At 61.8% G+C, this 20,297-nt stretch carries 18 protein-coding genes; 11 read left to right on the top strand and 7 right to left on the bottom strand.

Annotated elements, in window-relative coordinates; translation table 11 throughout:
* Positions 1-108: 108 nt before the first annotated feature.
* Positions 109-2,235, top strand: a complete 2,127-nt coding sequence (gene recQ / locus QCBJ_RS27645) for a DNA helicase RecQ (protein WP_102062000.1) — start codon at positions 109-111, stop codon at positions 2,233-2,235.
* A 121-nt stretch (positions 2,236-2,356) separates the two neighbouring features.
* On the top strand, positions 2,357-2,791 hold the full coding sequence (locus QCBJ_RS27640; RefSeq protein WP_015885219.1) for a MarR family transcriptional regulator: 435 nt from the start codon (positions 2,357-2,359) through the stop codon (positions 2,789-2,791).
* Positions 2,792-3,045: 254 nt separating this feature from the next.
* Here the strand turns inward: QCBJ_RS27640 and QCBJ_RS27635 are convergent, their stop codons facing one another.
* The gene (locus QCBJ_RS27635) at positions 3,046-5,235 is read right to left on the bottom strand and encodes a patatin-like phospholipase family protein (protein WP_043205713.1); all 2,190 of its coding nucleotides are present in this window, start codon (positions 5,233-5,235) and stop codon (positions 3,046-3,048) included.
* A gap of 84 nt (positions 5,236-5,319) precedes the next feature.
* Between QCBJ_RS27635 and QCBJ_RS27630 the strand changes: the two genes are divergently transcribed.
* Positions 5,320-5,607, top strand: coding sequence for a SelT/SelW/SelH family protein (locus QCBJ_RS27630; protein ID WP_015885217.1), 288 nt, complete (start codon positions 5,320-5,322; stop codon positions 5,605-5,607).
* Between the two features lie 40 nt (positions 5,608-5,647).
* On the opposite strand, the gene QCBJ_RS27625 is transcribed toward QCBJ_RS27630, so the two are convergent.
* From QCBJ_RS27625 to QCBJ_RS27615, 3 genes are all read right to left on the bottom strand, one after another.
* On the bottom strand, positions 5,648-5,929 hold the full coding sequence (locus tag QCBJ_RS27625) for a hypothetical protein (RefSeq protein ID WP_015885216.1): 282 nt from the start codon (positions 5,927-5,929) through the stop codon (positions 5,648-5,650).
* A 132-nt stretch (positions 5,930-6,061) separates the two neighbouring features.
* Positions 6,062-6,946, bottom strand: coding sequence for a DMT family transporter (locus tag QCBJ_RS27620; protein ID WP_102061999.1), 885 nt, complete (start codon positions 6,944-6,946; stop codon positions 6,062-6,064).
* A 99-nt stretch (positions 6,947-7,045) separates the two neighbouring features.
* Entirely contained in the window at positions 7,046-7,795 is a 750-nt protein-coding gene (locus tag QCBJ_RS27615; RefSeq protein WP_046036026.1) for an AraC family transcriptional regulator, read from the bottom strand.
* Positions 7,796-7,932: 137 nt separating this feature from the next.
* Between QCBJ_RS27615 and QCBJ_RS27610 the strand changes: the two genes are divergently transcribed.
* Positions 7,933-8,742: a UDP-2,3-diacylglucosamine diphosphatase gene (locus QCBJ_RS27610; RefSeq protein WP_015885213.1), complete on the top strand. Its 810-nt coding sequence runs from the start codon at positions 7,933-7,935 to the stop codon at positions 8,740-8,742.
* A 126-nt stretch (positions 8,743-8,868) separates the two neighbouring features.
* Here QCBJ_RS27610 and QCBJ_RS27605 read toward each other — a convergent pair whose 3' ends face one another.
* From QCBJ_RS27605 to phhA, 3 genes are all read right to left on the bottom strand, one after another.
* On the bottom strand, positions 8,869-10,062 hold the full coding sequence (locus tag QCBJ_RS27605; protein ID WP_102061998.1) for an amino acid aminotransferase: 1,194 nt from the start codon (positions 10,060-10,062) through the stop codon (positions 8,869-8,871).
* The gene (locus QCBJ_RS27600; RefSeq protein ID WP_010208721.1) at positions 10,062-10,418 is read right to left on the bottom strand and encodes a 4a-hydroxytetrahydrobiopterin dehydratase; all 357 of its coding nucleotides are present in this window, start codon (positions 10,416-10,418) and stop codon (positions 10,062-10,064) included. The genes QCBJ_RS27605 and QCBJ_RS27600 overlap by 1 nt, the downstream gene beginning before the upstream one ends.
* Positions 10,419-10,514: 96 nt before the next feature.
* Positions 10,515-11,306 (bottom strand): phenylalanine 4-monooxygenase, encoded by a 792-nt coding sequence (gene phhA / locus QCBJ_RS27595; protein ID WP_015885211.1) that lies wholly within the window; start codon positions 11,304-11,306, stop codon positions 10,515-10,517.
* Between the two features lie 257 nt (positions 11,307-11,563).
* Here phhA and QCBJ_RS27590 point away from each other — a divergent pair, with 257 nt between their 5' ends.
* The 7 genes from QCBJ_RS27590 (at position 11,564) to flgK (ending at position 20,296) form a co-directional block, all read left to right on the top strand.
* Positions 11,564-13,126: a sigma-54-dependent transcriptional regulator gene (locus QCBJ_RS27590; RefSeq protein ID WP_102061997.1), complete on the top strand. Its 1,563-nt coding sequence runs from the start codon at positions 11,564-11,566 to the stop codon at positions 13,124-13,126.
* A 383-nt stretch (positions 13,127-13,509) separates the two neighbouring features.
* Positions 13,510-14,250, top strand: coding sequence for a flagellar basal body rod protein FlgF (locus QCBJ_RS27585; RefSeq protein ID WP_015885209.1), 741 nt, complete (start codon positions 13,510-13,512; stop codon positions 14,248-14,250).
* A gap of 62 nt (positions 14,251-14,312) precedes the next feature.
* Positions 14,313-15,098, top strand: a complete 786-nt coding sequence (flgG, locus tag QCBJ_RS27580) for a flagellar basal-body rod protein FlgG (protein WP_094951600.1) — start codon at positions 14,313-14,315, stop codon at positions 15,096-15,098.
* A gap of 51 nt (positions 15,099-15,149) precedes the next feature.
* On the top strand, positions 15,150-15,845 hold the full coding sequence (gene flgH / locus QCBJ_RS27575; protein WP_102061996.1) for a flagellar basal body L-ring protein FlgH: 696 nt from the start codon (positions 15,150-15,152) through the stop codon (positions 15,843-15,845).
* A 9-nt stretch (positions 15,846-15,854) separates the two neighbouring features.
* Positions 15,855-16,961 (top strand): flagellar basal body P-ring protein FlgI, encoded by a 1,107-nt coding sequence (locus QCBJ_RS27570; RefSeq protein ID WP_015885207.1) that lies wholly within the window; start codon positions 15,855-15,857, stop codon positions 16,959-16,961.
* 4 nt (positions 16,962-16,965) lie between these two features.
* Complete coding sequence (flgJ, locus tag QCBJ_RS27565; RefSeq protein ID WP_102061995.1) at positions 16,966-18,237, top strand: flagellar assembly peptidoglycan hydrolase FlgJ; 1,272 nt, start codon at positions 16,966-16,968, stop codon at positions 18,235-18,237.
* A gap of 10 nt (positions 18,238-18,247) precedes the next feature.
* Positions 18,248-20,296, top strand: coding sequence for a flagellar hook-associated protein FlgK (gene flgK / locus QCBJ_RS27560; RefSeq protein ID WP_102061994.1), 2,049 nt, complete (start codon positions 18,248-18,250; stop codon positions 20,294-20,296).
* Position 20,297 lies beyond the last annotated feature (1 nt).

Genomic DNA, 20,297 nt, shown 5'->3' with positions numbered 1-20,297 from the left:
GGCCAAGCGCCAGTCCGAGAAAACTTCGCTTACGGATTATTTCCCGTTAGAACGTGTTTTCTCGGCCAGCCTGTACAGAGGGATTTCGGCACTATTTTGGAGTTATACATGCTCGAGCAGGCTCAACGCGTCCTCAAGGACATCTTCGGCTACGACAGTTTTCGTGGCCGCCAGGGTGCGATCATTGAGCGTGTGGCCAGTGGCGGTGACGCCCTGGTCTTGATGCCTACCGGTGGTGGCAAGTCACTGTGCTTCCAGGTGCCGGCGCTGTTGCGCAATGGCTTGGCCGTGGTGGTGTCGCCGCTGATCGCGTTGATGGACGATCAGGTGGCGACCCTGGAAGAGCTGGGTGTCGCCGCCGCGTCCTTGAACTCCACCCTCAGCGCCGAACAGCAGCGCGACTTGGCTGCACGCATCAAGCGCGGTGAGGTGAAGATGCTCTACCTCGCTCCCGAGCGCCTGGTGCAGCCACGCATGCTGGCCTTTTTGCAAAGCCTGGAAATCGCCCTCTTCGCGATCGACGAGGCCCACTGCGTGTCGCAATGGGGCCACGATTTCCGTCGCGAATACCTGCAGCTCGGCCAGTTGGCGGAACTGTTTCCCGATGTGCCGCGCATTGCCCTGACCGCCACCGCCGACAAGCGTACCCGCGAAGAAATCGTCGAGCGCCTGCACCTGCAGAATGCCGAGCGCTTCCTGTCGAGCTTCGACCGGCCGAATATTTTCTACCGCATCGTGCCCAAGGAGCAGCCGCGCAAGCAGTTGCTGGCCTTCCTGTCCGAGCGGCGCAGCGATGCCGGCATCGTCTATTGCCTGTCGCGCAAGAAGGTCGATGAAGTCGCCGCGTTCCTCTGCGAACAAGGTTACCCGGCGCTGCCTTACCACGCGGGCCTGCCTAACGAAACGCGCTCCGCCCACCAGAAGCGCTTCCTCAACGAGGAAGGCCTGATCATGGTGGCCACCATCGCGTTCGGCATGGGCATCGACAAATCCAACGTGCGCTTCGTGGCGCATATGGACCTGCCCAAATCCCTTGAGGCGTACTACCAGGAAACCGGGCGTGCCGGCCGTGATGGCCTGCCGGCGGATGCCTGGATGGTCTACGGCCTCCAAGACGTGGTGATGCTCAAGCAGATGTTGCAAAACTCCGAGGGTGACGAGCGTCACAAGCGCCTGGAGCAGCACAAGCTCGACGCGATGCTCTCGCTGTGTGAAGAGACCCGTTGCCGTCGCCAGACCTTGCTCGCGTATTTCGACGAAGAAATGCCCCAGCCCTGCGGCCATTGCGACAACTGCGTCGACGGCGTGCAGACCTGGGACGCCACCGAACCGGCGCGCCAGGGTTTGTCCGCTATTTACCGCACCGGCCAGCGTTATGGCGTGGGTCATCTGGTGGATGTATTGCTGGGCAAGGATAACGAGAAGGTCCGCAGCTTCGGCCACGAAAAACTGTCGGTCTATGGCGTGGGCAAGGCCCGCGCTGAGGGCGAATGGCGTTCGCTGTTCCGGCAGATGGTCGCGCGTGGCTTGGTGGATATCGACATCGAAGGGTATGGCGGTTTGCGCCTGAATGACAGTTGCCGGCCATTGCTCAAGGGCGAAGTCAGCCTTGAGCTGCGCCGCGACCTCAAGCCGCAGACCACCGCCAAGAGCAGCACCAGCCAGGCCAGCCAACTGGTGCGTGGCGAAGAGCGTGAACAGTGGGAAGCCTTGCGCACCCTGCGGCGCAAACTGGCGCAGGAACACAGCGTGCCGCCGTACGTCATCTTTCCCGACTCCACCTTGCTGGAGATGCTGCGCGAGCAGCCCACCAGCATGGCCGAAATGGCGCGGGTCAGCGGCGTGGGTGCGCGCAAGCTCGAGCGCTACGGCCAGGCTTTCCTCGAAGTGCTGGGCGGCCAGGCCGAAGCGCCGAAGGAAATCGCCGATATTCGCCATGAATTGATCAGCCTGGCCCGCGCCGGCATGACCCCGATCCAGATCGCCGGTCAGCTGCAATGCTCGGAAAAAAACGTCTACACCTTGTTGGCTGAATCCATCGGCAAGCAGCAGCTGTCGTTGGAGCAGGCGCTTGATTTGCCGGAAGATTTGCTCGGCGAGATCCAGGACGCGTTCCTGGACGGAGAGGGCGAATTGCCACCAGTTGCGGAGATCGCACCGCTGTTTACCGGACGTGTTCCTGAGGGTGTCTTGTACTGCGTAAGGGCCGCTTTGCAGTCTGAATTCGAGATTTAGTGCGCCAATTAGGACAATGTAACGAATCAGTACATAGCAACTCTTGCCTACGGGCAGAGCGCATGCTTAGCTGACTAATAATTAGCCACACTTTATTTTCAGTCTAAAACATGAGTTTTTTATGCCGTTAACCGATCAACACCGATTTGGCATGCAGCTGGCGCAAATGTCCCGTGGTTGGCGCGCCGAGCTCGACCGCCGCTTGGCGGGGCTGGGCTTGTCCCAGGCGCGCTGGCTGGTGCTGTTGCACTTGGCCCGTTTCGAGGATGCACCCACCCAGCGCGAATTGGCGCAAAGCGTCGGCGTCGAAGGGCCGACACTGGCTCGCCTGTTGGACAGCCTGGAAGGCCAAGGCCTGGTGCAACGCCAGGCGGTGGTGGAAGACCGTCGTGCCAAGCGCATTCTGCTGTGTGATACCGCCCGGCCGTTGATCGAGCAGATCGAGACGATTGCTACCGCTTTGCGTCATGAGTTGTTTGTGGGGGTGGATGAAGCCGATTTGCGAGTGTGTATGCGGGTGCATGGGCACATTCTGGCGAATCTTGAAAAGTCCTGAGGCAAACAAACGCTGATTGACGCTGGGCGGGCCTGCTGTGGTGAGCAGGCTTTTGTGGTGAATGGGCTCGCTGAGGTGAATGGGCTTGCTGTGGTGAGCGGGCTGTTGTGGTGAGCGGGCTTGCCCCGCGCTGGGCTGCGAAGCAGCCCCACTGCAGTCACCGCGCTTCTTCAGTCAGAAATCAGTCGCCTGGTTTCGGGGCCGCTTCGCAGCCCAGCGCGGGGCAAGCCCGCTCACTACAATCCCCTCGTGTGTCAGAACGTCTGCCCCAGGTTCAGATACACCGCCTTCTGATTATCATCGTTGAACCCATAACTGAAATTCAGCGGCCCCAACGGTGTATCAAACCCCAGGAAGATACTCGCCGCGTTGATGTAGCCGCTGTCGAATTCATTGTCGTTGTTCCACGCCCGGCCGCGTTCCAATGACGCACCGAGGTACAGCGGGAAATCCAGCGGCAGGTACGAACGTGGCGTCAGTCGACGGTAATACACCGCTCGCATCAGGCTGATGTTCTGGCCTGAGATGGCGTCCTGGCGGAAGCCCGACAGCTGCCTCGCACCGCCCAGCAGGAAGCTGGAAATCACCACGTCCGAATCATCCAGCGTGCGCCCGTAGCGTCCCCCCAGCACCAGGGTGTCCGGGCCGTGGCTCATGGCCTTGTCCAACTTGAATTCCCATTGGCGGTAGCGCTGGTCCGAGCCCAGCCCCGGTTCGAATTCGCGGTAGGCCAGGCCGATGTCTTCGCCGGTATGGGGGAAGTACACATTGTCCAGGGAGTCGAAGGAGTACTTCAGTTCATAGAAGCCTTCGCTGAAGCTCACACTGGGCAGGTCCCGGTCGCCGATGCGTACATCCGCCTTGCCCCAGGCCTCGCCGACGCCGAAGCGGATCTCGCCGCTGTTGCCAATCTGCCTGCCGACGTTCAAGCCGAAGCCGTAGCGTTCCAGGCGGTATTCGGAGATGGGATCGTTGTCCAGGATCAGCTCGACGTTCTGTGCTTGGGCGCTGATATAAGGCGCGACAAAGTAACGCGAGCCGGTGTCCATCGGCTGGTAGAACTCGCTGTACAGCTCTTGCCGATCACCGATCTGCACCCGCGTCAGCCACTCGGCGCCGAGGCGGTTGATACCGTTCATGCGGTAGCTGGCGCCGAGGTTGAAGGCGCTGTCGCCGCGCATGTCATCCGAGAGGTTCAGGCCGAGGCGCAGGTAATCGGTGCCGCTGCGTTTGCCGCGCGCGCTGATCACCAGGGTGTTGTCCTGGCCTTTCTTGACCACGCGGTATTGCACCTGCTCGAAGTAATCCAGGCCGTACAAGGTGCCCATGTCCGACTGCAGGCGGCCCAGGTTCAACGGCTCGCCCAGGGGTTGGCGAATGTAGTAGCGGATCACGTCGTCGCTGACTTTCGAATCGTTTTCCACGGTGATCGCGGTGATCACCGGGGTGCGCTCGCCGGGGGTACGCGCGGCCACCAGTTGCGGGTCGATCGGTTCGGCAGGACGCAGGTGGGCCAGGCGCACGTCGAGGGCGCGAGTCGCGCGGTAGCCGGCGTCGATCATGTCCTTGGCGCGGCCGAAGTCGGTCACGCCATAGGCGGCGAGCGGTGGCTGGATCAGCACATCCTTGGGGTGCAAGTCCTTGAGTTGTTCTTCGGAGTTGCGCCGTGTCATCAGCGTGATGGACTGGTTGAGCACGTCCACCACCGTCGCCAGTTGCTTGCGCGAGCGCAGTGGGGTGCCGATGTCGACGACGATGGCGATATCCACGCCCATCTCCCGCGCCACGTCCAGCGGGATGTTATCAGTCATGCCGCCGTCCACCAGCAGCCGACCGTCCAGCTCCACCGGGGCGAATACCGCCGGGATCGACATGCTGGCACGGATCACCTGGGGCAGGTGGCCCTTGCGGAACACCACCTTCTCGCCGGTGGTGATATCGGTCGCTACCGCGCGGAAGGGAATCGGCAGCTTGTCGAAATTTCGCGTGTTGCTGCTGTGGGCGAACATGCTTTCCAGCAGCAGCGCCAGGTTCTGGCCCTGGATCACGCCCAGTGGCAGGCCCAGGCTACCGTCGTCACGAAAGCTGAGTTTCTGTTTGACCAGGAAATCCCGGTCATCCTGCTTGCGCCGGAACGGTACGTCCTCGCGGGGTGGTGCGTCGGACAGGGCCTGTTGCCAGTCGATGCTCAGCGCGAGCTTTTCCAGCTCGTCGATTTTGTAGCCGGAGGCGTACAGCCCACCGATCACCGCACCCATGCTGGTGCCGGCAATCGCATCGATCTGGATGCCTTGCTCTTCCAGCGCCTTGAGCACGCCGATATGCGCCAGCCCACGGGCGGCGCCACCGGACAGCACCAGGCCGATTTTTGGGCGTGGCGGTTCAAGGGCGTCGGCAACAAGAGGGAGTAGGCACAGGAACAGGCAGGACAGCAGGCGGCGCATCATGAATCTCGAGGCTGGGCGATAAAGGCCGCTATTATAGCCACTCGATCCGCCGAGCCCGTTACGCCAGGAGCCTCTCAAATTATGTCCTCGATCAAACCCGAGATCGTTATCACCTATTGCACCCAGTGCCAGTGGTTGCTGCGCGCGGCGTGGCTGGCGCAGGAATTGTTGAGCACGTTCGCCGATGACTTGGGCCAGGTGTCGCTGGCGCCGGCAACCGGTGGCGCATTTCGCATCACGTGCGATGGCGTGCAGATCTGGGAGCGTAAGGCCGACGGTGGTTTCCCTGAAGCCAAGGTGCTCAAGCAGCGCGTGCGCGACCAGATCGACCCGCAGCGTGACCTGGGGCACAACGACCGTACGCAGTAAAAGTCACCGCCGTCGGCAGGCGGTGACCGTGCAGGGGGGATTATTTGGCGGCCATTTTTTGCTTGATGAAGCCAATCACCCAGGTCAGCACCAGCCCGCCGACGCCACCGCCGACAATGTTGCTGCCAACCGTCGCCACATCCAGCGCTTCGCCACCGGAGGCGCCCGTCAGTACCGCGACGATCTGGCCCAGCAGCGCCCCGCCGACACCCCCGATCACGGTGTTAAGCCCTGTCCCAAGGCTCTGCCTGGTCATCCCGGCGATGTTGCCGCCGATGGTCCCGCTGATTATCTGCACCAACAAACTGATGAGCATTTCCATGGTAAAGCTCCCGCATCGCGTTGAGGTTGTGACCACTCGCGTGCAGCAACTTCAGAAAATACCCAGGCTGTCGTCGAGGTGTCGGTTATCCGTTGAACGACGACAAACTGTTGCGGATGTTTAAAGTGTAGATCACGCCGTCGCCGCAGGCTGTTTGGCCTGGCTGGCACTGCCCATCAGTCCGGAAAGCACGATAGCGACGATGATCAGCACGCCACCCAGCAGCATCCGCAGCGTCGGGGTTTCGGCAAACAGCAGCCAAGCCGCGGTGATGCCGTAGACCGGCTCCATGGCAAACACCACCGAGGCCGTGCGCGCCTTGATCACCGCGAGGCTGGCGACAAACAGGCTGTGGGCCAGGCCGGTGCAGAACACGCCGAGCAGGCCGATCCACAGCCAGTCAATCGCCCGCACCTCGGTCAGCCCCGGTGCCGCCACCGGCAACAGGCACACCGCGACCACCACGTTCTGGCACAACGCGGCCTGCACCGCCGGAATGCGGCCCGAACTGGCGCGATTGTTCAGCGACAGCAGGGAAAACAGCAGCCCCGAGGCGATCCCCCAGAGCAAGCCGCCGGTGGCTTCGCTGGCGAGGTTGAAGTCCGGGGTGACCAGCACCAGGCCGACGCTGACCAGTACCACCAGCACTATTTCATTGGCGCGGATACGCTCGCGGAAAATCAGCCCTTCAAGAATCACGGTAAAGGCCGGAAACGCAGTGAAACCCAGGGTCGCCACCGCAACGCCGGCGACCTTTACCGCAATAAAGAAGGTCACCCAATGCGCCGCCAGCAACACGCCGCTTACCAGCAGTCGACGCCAGTCGCGCCGCTCGAGTGTTTTCCAGGCGGTGTTGCTGGCGAACCGTGCGAATGCCGCCAGGGCCACTACGGCAAACACGGCGCGCCCGAAGACGATGATGGCCGGTGAAGCGGCCGCCAGTTTGCCGAATACGCCGGTAAGGCCAAACATCAATGCACCGATATGGAGGGCGCCGAGGGCTGAGCGGGGAGTCATTGCAGTCCTTGAATCAAGCGGGTGACAGAAGCGCAGTTTAGTGGCTCGGCCGTGCAGGCGTCTGTCGTGCGGCTCGCGATTGTTATCGCAAGGCTCTTCCTAGGCGTTGCGTCGCAATGCGCCCGGCGAGGCGCCAAACTCGCGCAGCATCGCGGCCGCAAAGGCACTTTGCGAGGTATAGCCGACGCGATCGGCGATTTCACCAACCGGCAAAGGCGTTTGGCGCAGCAGGTCCAAGGCCATGTGCAGGCGGCGACTGCGGATATAGTCCATGGGCGTTTGCCCGCATTCCGCCATGAAGCGTGCGTGCAAGCGCGCTACCGAGAGGTCGGCGATGCGTGCCAGGTCAGCCACCTGCAGCGGGTGCGCTACGTGGCGCTCGATGTGCGCGTTGAACGCCGCATACGGCAGGCGCCGGCCCGGCAGCGGTTGGGCAGACGGATGGTTGAGGCTGGCCAGCAACAGCACTGCGCCTTGCTGGGCGATCAGCGGGTCATCCACCGGGCTCTGCGCCAGCCATTGCACCAACTGGTGTTGCCGCGAATCCAGGGCCAGCCGTGCCGGTTGGTCGAGCAGGCGGCGACTGGCATCGGCATGCGTGCCCAAGGATTGCAGCACCCAGTGCTCGGTGGGCACGTCCAGCACCAGGCAGCGGCTGCCGTCGCGACTGCCGCAGGCGTGGTGGGCGGAGAAGGGCAGCACCATCACGCTGCTTTCGCGCACTTGGCTGCCACGCCCGTCGACTTCCAGGTCCAGGTGCCCGGACAGGCCGAACACCAACTGCGCATGGTCATGGCTGTGGGCGATGGGCGCTTCGAGGTAGTGGCGTAGCGTGAGAGTGGGGCTCATCGCGGTCTCCTGGGCGGCAAGTCGGCAGTCTACAACGCTTCGTGGTCGGTGGGCGCTGTCATCAGACTGACGCACAGTTGTCATGGGCTATTAATCGCACTGGCGCAAGCTCGCGAAAACACCGTCGAGGGATGCCCATGACCAGTGCCGAGTTGACCAAGCCCAGCCGCAAGCAACGGGTGCGTACCCTGTGGATTTCCGACGTGCACTTGGGCACACGGGATTGCCAGGCCGAACATTTGTCGCAGTTCCTCAAGGGCTACCACGCCGATAAGGTCTACCTGGTAGGGGACATCATCGACGGTTGGAAACTGCGTGGCGGCATGTATTGGCCCCAGGCCCACACCAACGTGATCCGCCGCCTGTTGACCATGGCCAAGCGCGGCACCGAGGTGATCTACGTTACCGGCAACCACGACGAATTCCTGCGCCGCTACTCCAAGCTGATCCTGGGCAATATCCAACTGGTGGACGAGGCCGTGCACGTGACTGCCGATGGCCGGCACCTGCTGGTGATCCACGGCGACCAGTTCGACGTGATCACTCGCTATCACCGCTGGCTGGCATTTCTCGGCGACTCGGCCTATGAGTTCACCCTCACACTGAACCGCTGGCTGAACCATTGGCGTGCGCGCTACGGCTATGGCTATTGGTCGCTGTCGGCGTACCTCAAGCACAAGGTCAAGACGGCGGTGAACTTCATCAGCGATTTCGAAGAAGCCATCGCCCACGAAGTCACCAAGCGCGAGTTGCACGGCGTGGTCTGCGGGCATATCCACCACGCGGAGATTCGCAAGGTGGGCGAGGTGGATTACCTCAACTGCGGGGATTGGGTGGAGTCGTGCACGGCGTTGATCGAGCACTGGGATGGGAGTATCGAGTTGTATCGGTTGGCGGATGCGCAGGCGAAGGAGGCGCAGCTTAAGGCCGAGATGGTCACAGGCTAAAGGGCTACTCAGGTCACAAATGTGGGAGGGGGCTTGCCCCCGATTGCAGAGTGTCAGTCGCTGTAAGCTTGACTGATATACCGCCATCGGGGGCAAGCCCCCTCCCACAGTTTTAATGCTGTTTCTTCAGTTGGACACGTCGGCGATGGCTTTGGCCAGCAGCGTCAACCGCGTGGCATCAATCCCTGCCACATTCGCCCGGCCAGAACTCACCATGTACACGCTGTGTTTCTCCCGCAGTTGTTTAACCTGCTCGGCACTCAGGCCGGTATAGGAAAACATGCCGCGCTGCGCGCCGATGTGCGCATACCGCTCCGACAGGCCATGGGGCGCCAACGCCTCCACCAGTCCGGAACGCAGGTGTGCGATGCGCGAACGCATGGCTTCTACTTCGTCGCTCCAGCGTTTTTTCAGCTCGGCATCGCCGAGGATGGTCGCCACCACCGCTGCGCCATGGTCCGGTGGCGTCGACCACAGGTTACGCGCCGTGTTCGCCAACTGGCTGCGCACATCCGTCAGCTTCTCCGCATCCGCCGCGCACACGATCAACGCGCCGACACGGTCGCTGTACAGGCCGAAGTTCTTCGAGCAGGAACTGGTGACCAGCACTTCCGGCAGCTCGGCTGCAAACAGCCGCACCGCCCAGGCGTCCTGCTCCAGGCCGTCGCCAAAGCCCTGGTAGGCGAAGTCGATCAGCGGCAGCAACTGGCGCTCGCGCACGATTTGCAGCACCTGGCGCCAGTCGTCCTGGGACAGGTCGAAACCGGTCGGGTTGTGGCAGCAGGCGTGCAGCAGCACGACATCGCCCTGGGGCACGCTGGACAGGGTGGCGAGCATCGCGGCCACATCCAGGCGATTGTCGGCGCCCACGTACGGATAATGGCTGACCGGGATCCCGGCCTTGGCAAAGATGGATTCGTGGATCGGCCAGGTCGGGTTGCTCAGCCAGACGCCACGGCCCGGCAGGTTTTGAGCGATAAAGTCGGCGCTCAGGCGCAGGGCGCCGGTGCCGCCTGGGGTCTGGGTGGCGCCGGCACGGTGTTCGCGGATCAGCGCGGAGTCGGCGCCGAGCACCAGCTCGCTGATCAGCTTGCCGAACGCAGCGTTACCGTGGCCGCCGATGTAGGTTTTGGTGGCCTGGGTGTCCACCAGGCGCTGCTCGGCCAGTTTCACCGAGTGCGGGATCGGCGTCAGGCCCTGGTCGTCCTTATAAACGCCGACGCCCAGGTCGAACTTGTTCGGGTTGGCGTCCTGGGCGTACAGGTCCATCAGCCCGAGGATCGGGTCGCCGGGCACGCGGCCAATGGCATCGAAATGCATTACTTGCGGCCCTCGGCGTCCTTGGCCACTTCGTCGGTGCGCGCGGCCATGATGAAGTCGTTGCGGTGCAGGCCTTTGATGGAGTGGCTCCACCAAGTCACGGTGACCTTGCCCCACTCGGTGAGCAGGCCGGGGTGATGGCCTTCGGCTTCGGAGATTTCACCCATGGCGTTGGTGAAAGCCAGGGCGAATTTGAAGTTCTTGAACAGGAAAACCTTTTCCAACTGCATCACGCCGTCGCGCACTTCGATGTTCCAGTCGGGGATCTGCTTGAGCAGCACCGGCAACTCTTCATCGCTGACTTGCGGGGCATCGGCGCGGCAGGCTTCGCAGTGGGCTTGGTTCAAGGTGGTCATGGGGGTGTCCTGAATTCGAAAGTTGAAGGTCAGTAGCGTCACCCTAAAGCAACGCGCGGCCAGGGAACAGACTCACCTGGCCTCAAGATGTAAGGTTCACGCGGCTTTGGGTTTGGGCGGAAACTTTGGAGCATGAAGACCCAACTGCATGCCGCGCTCAACCATGCCCATGATGTCCTCCTGCGCCACTTCGAACAGGCGCTTGAGGTTGGGCAGCACGAAGTACAGCGGTTGCAGGATGTCGATGCGATAGGGCGTGCGCATCGCTTCCAGCGGGTCGAACAGCTGGTGCTCAGGCTCAGAGGACAGGCTATACACCGTTTCCTTGGGCGACGACAGAATGCCGCCACCGTAGATACGCCGGCCTTCGGGGGTGTCCACCAGGCCGAACTCGATGGTCATCCAGTACAGGCGCGCCAGGTAAACCCGTTGCTCCTTAGTGGCCGCCAGACCGAGCTTGCCGTAGGTGTGGGTGAATTCGGCAAACCAGGGGTTGGTCAGCAGCGGGCAGTGGCCAAAGATCTCGTGGAAAATATCCGGCTCTTGCAGGTAGTCCAGTTCTTCGCGGGTACGTATAAATGTCGCCACCGGAAACTGTTTGTTGGCGAGCAATTCGAAGAAGGTCTGGAAGGGGATCAGCGCCGGTACGCGGGCGACTTGCCAGCCGGTTGTCTCGGCCAACACCTGGTTGATTTCGCCCAGTTGCGGAATCCGGTCATGGGGCAGGCCGAGCTTGTCGATGCCGTCCAGGTATTCCTGGCAGGCGCGACCCTCGATCACGTTCAATTGGCGAGTGATCAGGGTGTTCCACACCGCATGTTCTTCCGGCGAGTAGTGGATAAAACCTTGCGCGTCGGGCTCGCGGGCCACGTACTGCGTCTGCTTCATACGGCTCTCCTGCTAGGCATTCGTTCTTGTTATGTCCTGCGATGAGCCTATTGATAACCCGTGCGTGACCGGATTCCATCTGTTTAAAACGCCCTCGTGTAGGAAAATTTACCGATTTCCGTAAAGTATTCGTTACGCTTGTGCGCTCGGCCGTTGCGCTGGGCTGGGAAAACCCTTCTAGCTGTCACATAATCTTGACGACTATCTGCGTCCTGCGACAAAAACACGCGGCGCCTACCTACATTTCGGGCCTCTTCATGCGTATCAAAGTGCACTGCCAGAACCGCATCGGCATCCTGCGGGACATTCTCAACCTGCTGGTGGAGTACGGCGTCAACGTCGCCAAGGGCGAAGTGGGCGGTGAGCATGGCAATGCCATTTACCTGTACTGCCCGAACCTGGTGAACATGCAGTTCCAGGCGCTGCGCCCGCAGTTCGAGGCGATTACCGGGGTGTTCGGGGTGAAAAGGGTAGGGCTGATGCCCAGCGAGCGGCGCCACATGGAGCTGAATGCGCTGCTCGGCGCCCTGGAGTTTCCGGTGCTGTCGATCGACATGGGCGGCTCCATCGTCGCCGCCAACCGTGCAGCGGCGCAGTTGCTAGGGGTGCGGGTGGACGAGGTGCCGGGGATTCCGTTGTCGCGGTATGCCGAAGACTTTGATTTGCCGGAGCTGGTGCGTGCGAGCAAATCGCGGATCAATGGTCTGCGGGTCAAGGTCAAGGGTGACGTGTTCCTGGCGGACATCGCGCCGCTGCAATCGTCCGAACATGACGACAGCGAAGCCATGGCCGGCGCGGTGTTGACCCTGCACCGCGCGGACCGCGTGGGTGAGCGCATCTACAACGTGCGCAAGCAGGAGTTGCGCGGCTTTGACAGTATTTTCCAGAGCTCCAAAGTCATGGCTGCGGTGGTGCGCGAAGCCCGGCGCATGGCGCCGCTGGATGCGCCTCTATTAATAGAAGGCGAAACCGGCACCGGCAAGGAGTTGCTGGCCCGCGCCTGTCACTTGGCCAGCCCGCGTGGGCAATCGCCGTTGATGGCGCTCAACTGCGCCGGCCTGCCCGAGTCGATGGCGGAGACCGAGTTGTTCGGCTACGGCCCCGGCGCGTTCGAAGGTGCACGTGCAGAAGGCAAGTTGGGGCTGCTGGAACTGACGGCGGGCGGTACGTTGTTTCTTGACGGTGTGGGGGAGATGAGCGCGCGCTTGCAGGTGAAATTGCTGCGCTTCCTGCAGGACGGTTGCTTTCGCCGCGTAGGCAGTGATGAGGAGGTTTACCTGGATGTGCGGGTGATCTGCGCCACCCAGGTGGATTTGTCCGAACTGTGCGCCCGTGGCGACTTCCGCCAGGACCTCTACCACCGCCTCAACGTGCTGTCCCTGCATATCCCACCCCTGCGCGAATGCCTCGACGGCCTGGCGCCGTTGGTGGAGCACTTTCTCGACCAGGCCAGCCGTCAGATCGGCTGCCCGTTGCCCAGGCTGGCGCCCGCCGCGATGGATCGCCTGAGTCATTACCATTGGCCAGGCAATGTGCGGCAGTTGGAAAACGTACTGTTCCAGGCGGTATCGTTGTGTGACGGCGGGACGGTCAAGGCCGAACATATTCGGCTGCCGGACTATGGGGTGCGTCAGCCGCTTGGCGATTTTTCGCTGGAGGGTGGCCTGGAAGCGATTATCGGGCGGTTCGAGAAAGCGGTGCTCGAAGCCTTATATGCCGAGCATCCCAGCAGCCGGCAGATGGGCAAGCGTCTGGGGGTGTCCCACACCACCATCGCTAACAAGCTGCGCGACTACGAAATTCTCAAGGCTAATAAATAAATCCTTTGGGAAGGGGCTTGCTGTGGTGAGTGGGGCTTGTGCCCCGACGGGTTCGCCGCCGACTCAAGGGGGGCTGCTTCGCAGCCCGGCGCAGGGCAAGCCTGCTCACCACGGGGCAAGCCTGCTCACCACAGGGTAAGTCTGCTCACCACAGTAAACCCCTCCCACATTCGATCTTTGTCGCTTTCAAGGACGGGGCTTGCCGCAGGCGGCAGTAGTCCGCCGTTTTTTCGACTCTCACTCAATCCTGAAATTTTCATACCTTGCCGCAAACCCCCGCCCCGCCTGCACTTCCTGCTCTTTTCAAAAGTTGGTTCGCAAATTGCTTAAGCCTCATCAGTACAGCGGTGGGCGGCAAGCGTCCGTCAGAAAGAGGAAAGAGCGTGGACAAGTACCTTTATGTGGCAATGACCGGCGCCAGCCAGAATGCTCTGGCGCAGAAGGCCCATGCCAACAACCTGGCGAACATTTCCACCAATGGTTTCCAACGTGACCTGGAGCAGGCGCGTTCGATGCCGGTGTTCGGTGACAGCTTTCCGGCGCGGGCGTTTGCCTTGACCGAACGCCCGGGCACTGACTTCTCTCCTGGCGCGATGATCGAGACCGGCCGTGACCTGGACGTGGCCGTCAGCGGCAATGGCTGGATGGCCGTGCAGACCCCGGATGGCAGCGAAGCCTACGTGCGCAGCGCGAGCATGAACGTCGACGCATTGGGCGTACTGCGGGCCGGCAACGGCATGCCGATCATGGGCAACGGTGGGCCGATTGCCGTGCCGCCGCAGCAGAAAATCGAAGTGGGTGCCGACGGCACCATCAGCATCCGCGCCATGGGTGAAGGCCCGCGCGTGATGGCGGAAGTGGACCGCATCAAGCTGGTCCAGCCGGACCTGAAGAACATGAATAAAGGCTTGGACGGCACCATCCACACCAAGGATGGCCAGCCGGCCCAGGCTGACGCGACGGTCACGCTGACCTCGGGTTTCCTGCAGGCGAGCAACGTCAATGCGGTGGAAGAAATGACCGCAGTGCTGGCGCTTTCCAAGCAATTTGAGCTGCACATCAAGATGATGAACAGCGCTAAAGAAGACGACCAGGCCATGACGCGCGTCATGCAGATGAGCTGATTGCAGCCCATTAACTAATTTGTGATGTCGCGCCAACAAACAGGCGCACAGAGGAGAACAGCATGCTTCCGGCTCTATGGGTTGCCAAAACAGGCCTGTCCGCCCAGGACACCAACCTGACCACCATTTCCAACAACTTGGCCAACGTATCGACCACGGGTTTCAAACGTGACCGTGCCGAGTTCCAGGACTTGCTCTATCAGATCAAGAAGCAGCCGGGCGCTCAGTCGACCCAGGACAGCGAGCTGCCGTCGGGCCTGCAACTGGGTACCGGTGTGCAGATCGTCGGCACCCAGAAGAACTTCAGCGCCGGTAACCTGCAACAGACCGGCCAGCCGCTGGACATGGCCATCAACGGCCGTGGCTTCTTCCAGATCCTGCAACCGGATGGCACTACTTCCTACACCCGTGACGGTACTTTCCACCTGGACTCCAACGGCCAGATCGTGACCGCCAACGGTTTTGCCCTGGAGCCGGCCGTGGTCGTTCCAGCAGATGCCAAGACCTTTACCGTGGGTAACGACGGCACCGTGTCGATTACCGTCGCCGGCAGCCCGGCCTCGCAAGTGATCGGCAACCTGCAAACCGCCGACTTCATCAACCCAGCCGGCCTGCAAGCCATGGGTAACAACTTGTTCCTGGAAACCGCCTCCAGCGGCGCGCCGCAAATCGGCACCCCTGGGCTGAACGGCTTCGGCACCACGCTGCAAAGCACCCTGGAAACCTCCAACGTCAGCACCGTTGAGGAGATGGTCAACATGATCACCACCCAGCGTGCCTACGAGATGAACTCCAAGGTGATCTCCACCGCCGACCAGATGCTTTCGTTCGTAACGCAGAACCTGTAATCAAGTCTGGGGCGCTCTTGAGGGCGCCTGCAACACCGTGAGGTAAGGGTCATGAATCGCTATGTTTCTGTTCTGGCATTGAGTGGGATTGCCGTGCTCGCGGGCTGTGTCGCCCCGACGCCAAAGCCCAATGACCCGTACTACGCGCCGGTGTTGCCACGCACGCCGTTGCCGGCGGCGGCCAACAATGGCTCGATCTACCAGGCCGGTTTCGAACAGAACCTGTACAGCGACCGCAAGGCGTTCCGCGTGGGTGACATCATCACCATCACCCTGAACGAGCGGACCCAGGCCAGCAAGAATGCCAACTCCCAGATCGACAAGACCACGGCGGCCAGCCTGGGTCTGACCTCGTTGTTTGGCGCAGTGCCCAACGTCAACAACCCGCTGGGCGATGGTGACCTGACGTTGAACGCCGGCTACAGCGGCAACCGTGGTACCAACGGCAAGAGCGCGGCCGCGCAGGGCAACAGCTTGAGCGGTTCGGTCACGGTGACCGTGGCCGATGTGCTGCCCAACGGAATCATCGCCGTACGCGGTGAGAAGTGGATGACCCTCAACACCGGCGACGAGCTGGTGCGTATTGCCGGCATGGTGCGTGCCGATGACATTTCCACCGACAACACCGTGTCGTCGACGCGAATTGCCGATGCGCGCATTACCTACTCGGGTACAGGTTCGTTTGCTGATGCGAGTCAGCCGGGCTGGTTCGACCGTTTCTTCCTTAGCCCGCTGTTCCCTTTCTAGGTGGCCACTTTGAACTTCAAACAGCTGTTGGCGGCCGCACTCCTGCTTTCCTTGAGCGCTGTCGCCCAGGCCGAGCGCCTGAAAGACATCGCCAGTATTTCCGGCGTGCGTTCCAACCAGTTGATCGGCTACGGCCTGGTGGTGGGGCTCAGCGGTACGGGTGACCAGACCACCCAGACGCCGTTCACCCTGCAGACCTTCAACAACATGCTCTCGCAGTTCGGCATCAAGGTACCGGCGGGCTCGGGCAACGTGCAGTTGAAAAACGTCGCGGCCGTGTCCATCAGTGCCGACTTGCCGGCGTTCTCCAAGCCGGGCCAGGTGGTGGACATTACGGTGTCGTCTATCGGTAACTCGAAAAGCCTGCGCGGCGGCACCTTGCTGATGACGCCTTTGAAAGGTATCGACGGCAACGTCTACGCCATCGCACAGGGCAACCTGGTGGTGGGCGGGTTCGATGCCGAAGGCCGTGATGGTTCGAAGATCACCGTCAACGTGCCGTCGGCCGGTCGTATTCCGGGCGGCGCCACGGTTGAACGCACCGTGCCGAGCGGTTTCAACCAGGGCAATAGCCTGACCCTGAACCTCAACCGCTCCGACTTCACCACCGCCAAGCGCGTGGTCGACAAGATCAACGACATGCTCGGCCCTGGCGTCGCCCAGGCCATCGACGGCGGCTCGATCCGCGTCACTGCGCCGCTGGACCCAAGCCAACGCGTGGATTACCTGTCGATCCTGGAAAACCTCGAAGTGGACCCAGGGCAGGCGGTGGCCAAAGTCATCATCAACTCGCGGACCGGTACCATCGTGATCGGCCAGAACGTCAAGGTGTCGCCCGCTGCGGTCACCCACGGCAGCCTGACCGTGACCATCACCGAAGACCCTATCGTCAGCCAGCCTGGGCCTTTGTCCAACGGCCAGACGGCGGTGGTGCCACGCTCGCGCGTCAACGCCCAGCAAGAAGCCAAGCCGATGTTCAAGTTCGGCCCCGGCACCACCCTGGATGAAATTGTCCGTGCGGTGAACCAGGTGGGCGCAGCGCCCGGCGACTTGATGGCGATCCTTGAAGCATTGAAACAGGCCGGCGCCTTGCAAGCCGACCTGATCGTGATCTGAGGCCATGGCCATGGATATGCGCAAGAGCGGTATAAGCAGTACGGCGGACTCGGGGTCTTACTCCGACTTGAACCGGCTTAACCAGCTCAAGGTCGGCGACGACAAGAACAGCGAAGGCAACATGCGCAAAGTGGCGCAGGAGTTCGAATCGCTGTTTTTGAGCGAGATGCTCAAGTCCATGCGTTCGGCTACCGAGGCGTTGGGTAAAGACAACCCGCTGAACACGCCGGCGGCCAAGCAGTACCAGGAAATGTACGACCAGCAGTTGGCTGTCTCGATGTCCCGTGAAGGCGGTGGTATCGGCCTGGCCGACGTGCTGATGCGCCAGATGCAGAAGAACAAACCGGTGGCGGCCCAGGCCGCCACGCTGCAAGGCCCGGCGGCGGTCGAGTCGGCGAAAAAAGTCGCGGTGCCGACGGAAATTGCCGCAGGCACCCAGGCTGAGGGGCCGTTGGGCCGCTCCAATGGCCAGCGCCCGTTGTGGGCGTATCGCGTGGCTGAGCCCCAGGCTGGCGCCGCAGCGTCCCACAGCAATGACATGGAGCTGATGAACCAGCGCCGTATCGCCTTGCCAAGCAAACTGACCGATCGCTTGCTCGCCGGCATCGTGCCGAACGCGCCGGTCGCGATCGATGCCAAAAGCGCACCGCTGCGTAACAGTGCTGCCGACGACAACGTGGTCAACAGCACCGCGCGCACCTTTGCCGTGCCGAGCGGGCGCATGCAGGTCTACGGTCGCGCCGTGGCCCAGCCACCGCTGGCGCCGGCGAAAAAAGCCTTCAGTTCGCAGGATGAATTTGTCGCCACCATGTTGCCGATGGCCAAGGCGGCTGCCGCGCGCATTGGTATCGATCCGAAGTACTTGGTGGCCCAGGCTGCGCTGGAAACCGGTTGGGGTAAATCGGTGATGCGCGCCGAAGACGGCAGCAGCAGCCATAACCTCTTCGGCATCAAGGCCGGCCAGAGTTGGCAGGGCGGCCAGGCACGTGCAATCACCAGCGAGTTCCGCGACGGGGCGATGGTCAAGGAGACGGCGCAGTTCCGTTCCTACAACTCGTACCAGGACAGCTTCCACGACCTGGTGACCTTGCTGCAAAGCAATGATCGCTATAAAGAAGTTGTGAAGTCGGCCGACAACCCGGAACAGTTTGTACGCGAGTTGCAAAAAGCCGGGTACGCAACCGACCCGGCCTACGCCAGCAAGATTTCGCAGATCGCTAAAACGATGAACAGTTACCAGAACTACGCTGCCGCTGGCGCAACCACTCATTTATAAGGTCTGAACCATGAGTTTGCTCAATATCGGGATGTCGGGGCTTAACGCCGCTCAAGGATCGTTGTCGGTCTTGAGTAACAACATCGCCAACGCCAATACCGCAGGCTATTCGCGTCAGCAGACCACCCAGAGCGCGAATGCGTCGAACCAGTATGGCGGCGTGTTCATCGGCAGCGGCACCACCCTGGCCGATGTGCGCCGGGTGTACAACGAATACCTGGATACGGCCTACCAGAACAGCACCTCGCTGAACAGCGATGCCAAGGCCTACCTGGACCAAGTCAGTGCCGTCGACAAAACCCTGTCGGACAAGACCACCGGCATGTCGGCCGTGCTCAGTTCGTTCTTCGCTGCGGTTCAAACGGCCTCGGCCAACCCGAGCGATGTGTCGGCCCGCCAAGTGCTGTTGACCAGCGCCCAGACCTTGACGAACCGCTTCAATTCGATCGCGACCCAGTTGAGCGAGCAGAAAGAAACCATCAACGGCCAGTTGACCTCGATGACCGATCAGGTCAACCAGCTGACCTCGTCGATTGCGTCCCTCAACAAACAAATCACCCAAGTGCAGGGCTCGTCGAACACCACCCCGGCCAACCTGCTGGACGCCCGCGCCGAAGCCGTGCGTTCGCTCAATGAGTTGATCGGCGTGACCGCCACCGAGAAGAACGGTGTGTTCAGTGTCAGCACCGGTACCGGTCAGTCCCTGGTGCTGGGCGATCAGTCCAATAGCATTTCCGCCGTGCCGAGCAAGAGCGACACCAGCCAGTACACGATCCAGCTCAACGCGGCCGGCGGTACGACGCTGGATTTGGGCAATGTGATCAGTGGCGGGAGCATCGGCGGCCTGCTGCGCTACCGCAGCGACGCGTTGATGCCGGCGATCAACGACCTGGGCCGCATCGCCATTGTCGCCGCCGATACCGTCAATAGTCAGCTGGGCCAGGGCCTGGATCTTAACGGCGAGTTCGGTGCCTCGATATTCAACGACATCAACAGTGCCACCTCCGTCGCCCTGCGTAGCGTGGCTGCCCAGGGCAACCTGGGCGACGGCGCCCTGGGCGTGACGATCAAGGACAGCAGCAAGCTGACCAACTTCGATTACAAGGTCAGCTTCAACGACGGTACCGACCTCAACAAGGTTACGGTGCTGCGCTCCGACGGCAAGGCGATGGGCACCTATGACCTCAGCGCCACGCCGCCTCCGGTCATCGATGGGTTTACCCTGGCGGTCAACAGCGGTGCGGTGCAGGCGGGTGACAGCTTCAAGGTCAGCCCGACCGCTAACGGCGCCAAGGAAATCGGCACCGTCCTCAGCGACCCGACCAAGATTGCCTTCGCCGCGCCGTTGCTCGGCGAGGCCAGCAAGACTAACCAGGGTACCGGCACCTTCACGCCGCCCACCCTCACTGTGCCCCTGGATATCCAGGGCGGTGCGACCACCGCGCAACTGCGCGTGGGGATTGAACACTCGATGCCGGTGAAGATGGTGTTCGGCAAGCCGGCCGCCGATGGCACCCAGCCGTACACGCTCAATGATGCCCAAGGCAACCCTATCGGCACCGGCAATATCGTCCCGGGGCAGGGTAATAAGGTGACGGTCAATGTGCCGATGCGCGATGCTAACGGCACCCTGGTGGTGCCGGCCAAAAGCTTCAGCTTCGACACCACCGTGGGCGGTTTGCCCACCGATGGCGACAGCACGACCTTCTCGTTCAATGCCTCCGGCAAGTCCGACAATCGCAACGCCCAGCAACTGATAGGCCTGCAAACCAAGGCGACTGTAGGCACGGCGGCCGATGGCAGCGGCGGCAACAGCCTGGTGGGGGCCAACAGCAAGTTGGTGTCCACGGTCGGTGCCAAGGCCGCTTCGGCCGGTACCGACAGCACGGCCACCGGCGCACTGCTGACGGCCAATAAAAACGCGCGTAACTCGGTGTCCCAGGTCAACCTGGATGAAGAAGCGGGCGACATGATCAAGTTCCAGCAGTACTACACAGCGTCGTCGCAGATCATCAAGGCTGCGCAAGAAACCTTCAGCACGCTGATCAATAGTCTTTAAG

Origin of the sequence: Pseudomonas sp. QC2 (assembly GCF_002859085.1) — a bacterium.
In the GTDB taxonomy this organism is placed as follows: Bacteria; Pseudomonadota; Gammaproteobacteria; order Pseudomonadales; family Pseudomonadaceae; genus Aquipseudomonas; species Aquipseudomonas petroselini.
The sequence above is the reverse complement of the archived record's forward strand: the minus strand, read 5'-3'. Positions and strand labels throughout refer to the sequence as shown.

Coding starts and splice junctions, on each gene's coding strand:
- QCBJ_RS27590 (WP_102061997.1), top strand. CDS start 11,564: ATGCGTATCAAAGTGCACTGCCAGAACCGCATCGGCATCCTGCGGGAC.
- QCBJ_RS27610 (WP_015885213.1), top strand. CDS start 7,933: ATGACCAGTGCCGAGTTGACCAAGCCCAGCCGCAAGCAACGGGTGCGT.
- QCBJ_RS27640 (WP_015885219.1), top strand. CDS start 2,357: ATGCCGTTAACCGATCAACACCGATTTGGCATGCAGCTGGCGCAAATG.
- QCBJ_RS27625 (WP_015885216.1), bottom strand. CDS start 5,929: ATGGAAATGCTCATCAGTTTGTTGGTGCAGATAATCAGCGGGACCATC.
- QCBJ_RS27620 (WP_102061999.1), bottom strand. CDS start 6,946: ATGACTCCCCGCTCAGCCCTCGGCGCCCTCCATATCGGTGCATTGATG.
- QCBJ_RS27600 (WP_010208721.1), bottom strand. CDS start 10,418: ATGACCACCTTGAACCAAGCCCACTGCGAAGCCTGCCGCGCCGATGCC.
- flgH (WP_102061996.1), top strand. CDS start 15,150: ATGAATCGCTATGTTTCTGTTCTGGCATTGAGTGGGATTGCCGTGCTC.
- flgG (WP_094951600.1), top strand. CDS start 14,313: ATGCTTCCGGCTCTATGGGTTGCCAAAACAGGCCTGTCCGCCCAGGAC.
- QCBJ_RS27605 (WP_102061998.1), bottom strand. CDS start 10,062: ATGCATTTCGATGCCATTGGCCGCGTGCCCGGCGACCCGATCCTCGGG.
- QCBJ_RS27630 (WP_015885217.1), top strand. CDS start 5,320: ATGTCCTCGATCAAACCCGAGATCGTTATCACCTATTGCACCCAGTGC.
- recQ (WP_102062000.1), top strand. CDS start 109: ATGCTCGAGCAGGCTCAACGCGTCCTCAAGGACATCTTCGGCTACGAC.
- QCBJ_RS27615 (WP_046036026.1), bottom strand. CDS start 7,795: ATGAGCCCCACTCTCACGCTACGCCACTACCTCGAAGCGCCCATCGCC.
- QCBJ_RS27635 (WP_043205713.1), bottom strand. CDS start 5,235: ATGCGCCGCCTGCTGTCCTGCCTGTTCCTGTGCCTACTCCCTCTTGTT.
- flgK (WP_102061994.1), top strand. CDS start 18,248: ATGAGTTTGCTCAATATCGGGATGTCGGGGCTTAACGCCGCTCAAGGA.
- flgJ (WP_102061995.1), top strand. CDS start 16,966: ATGGCCATGGATATGCGCAAGAGCGGTATAAGCAGTACGGCGGACTCG.
- phhA (WP_015885211.1), bottom strand. CDS start 11,306: ATGAAGCAGACGCAGTACGTGGCCCGCGAGCCCGACGCGCAAGGTTTT.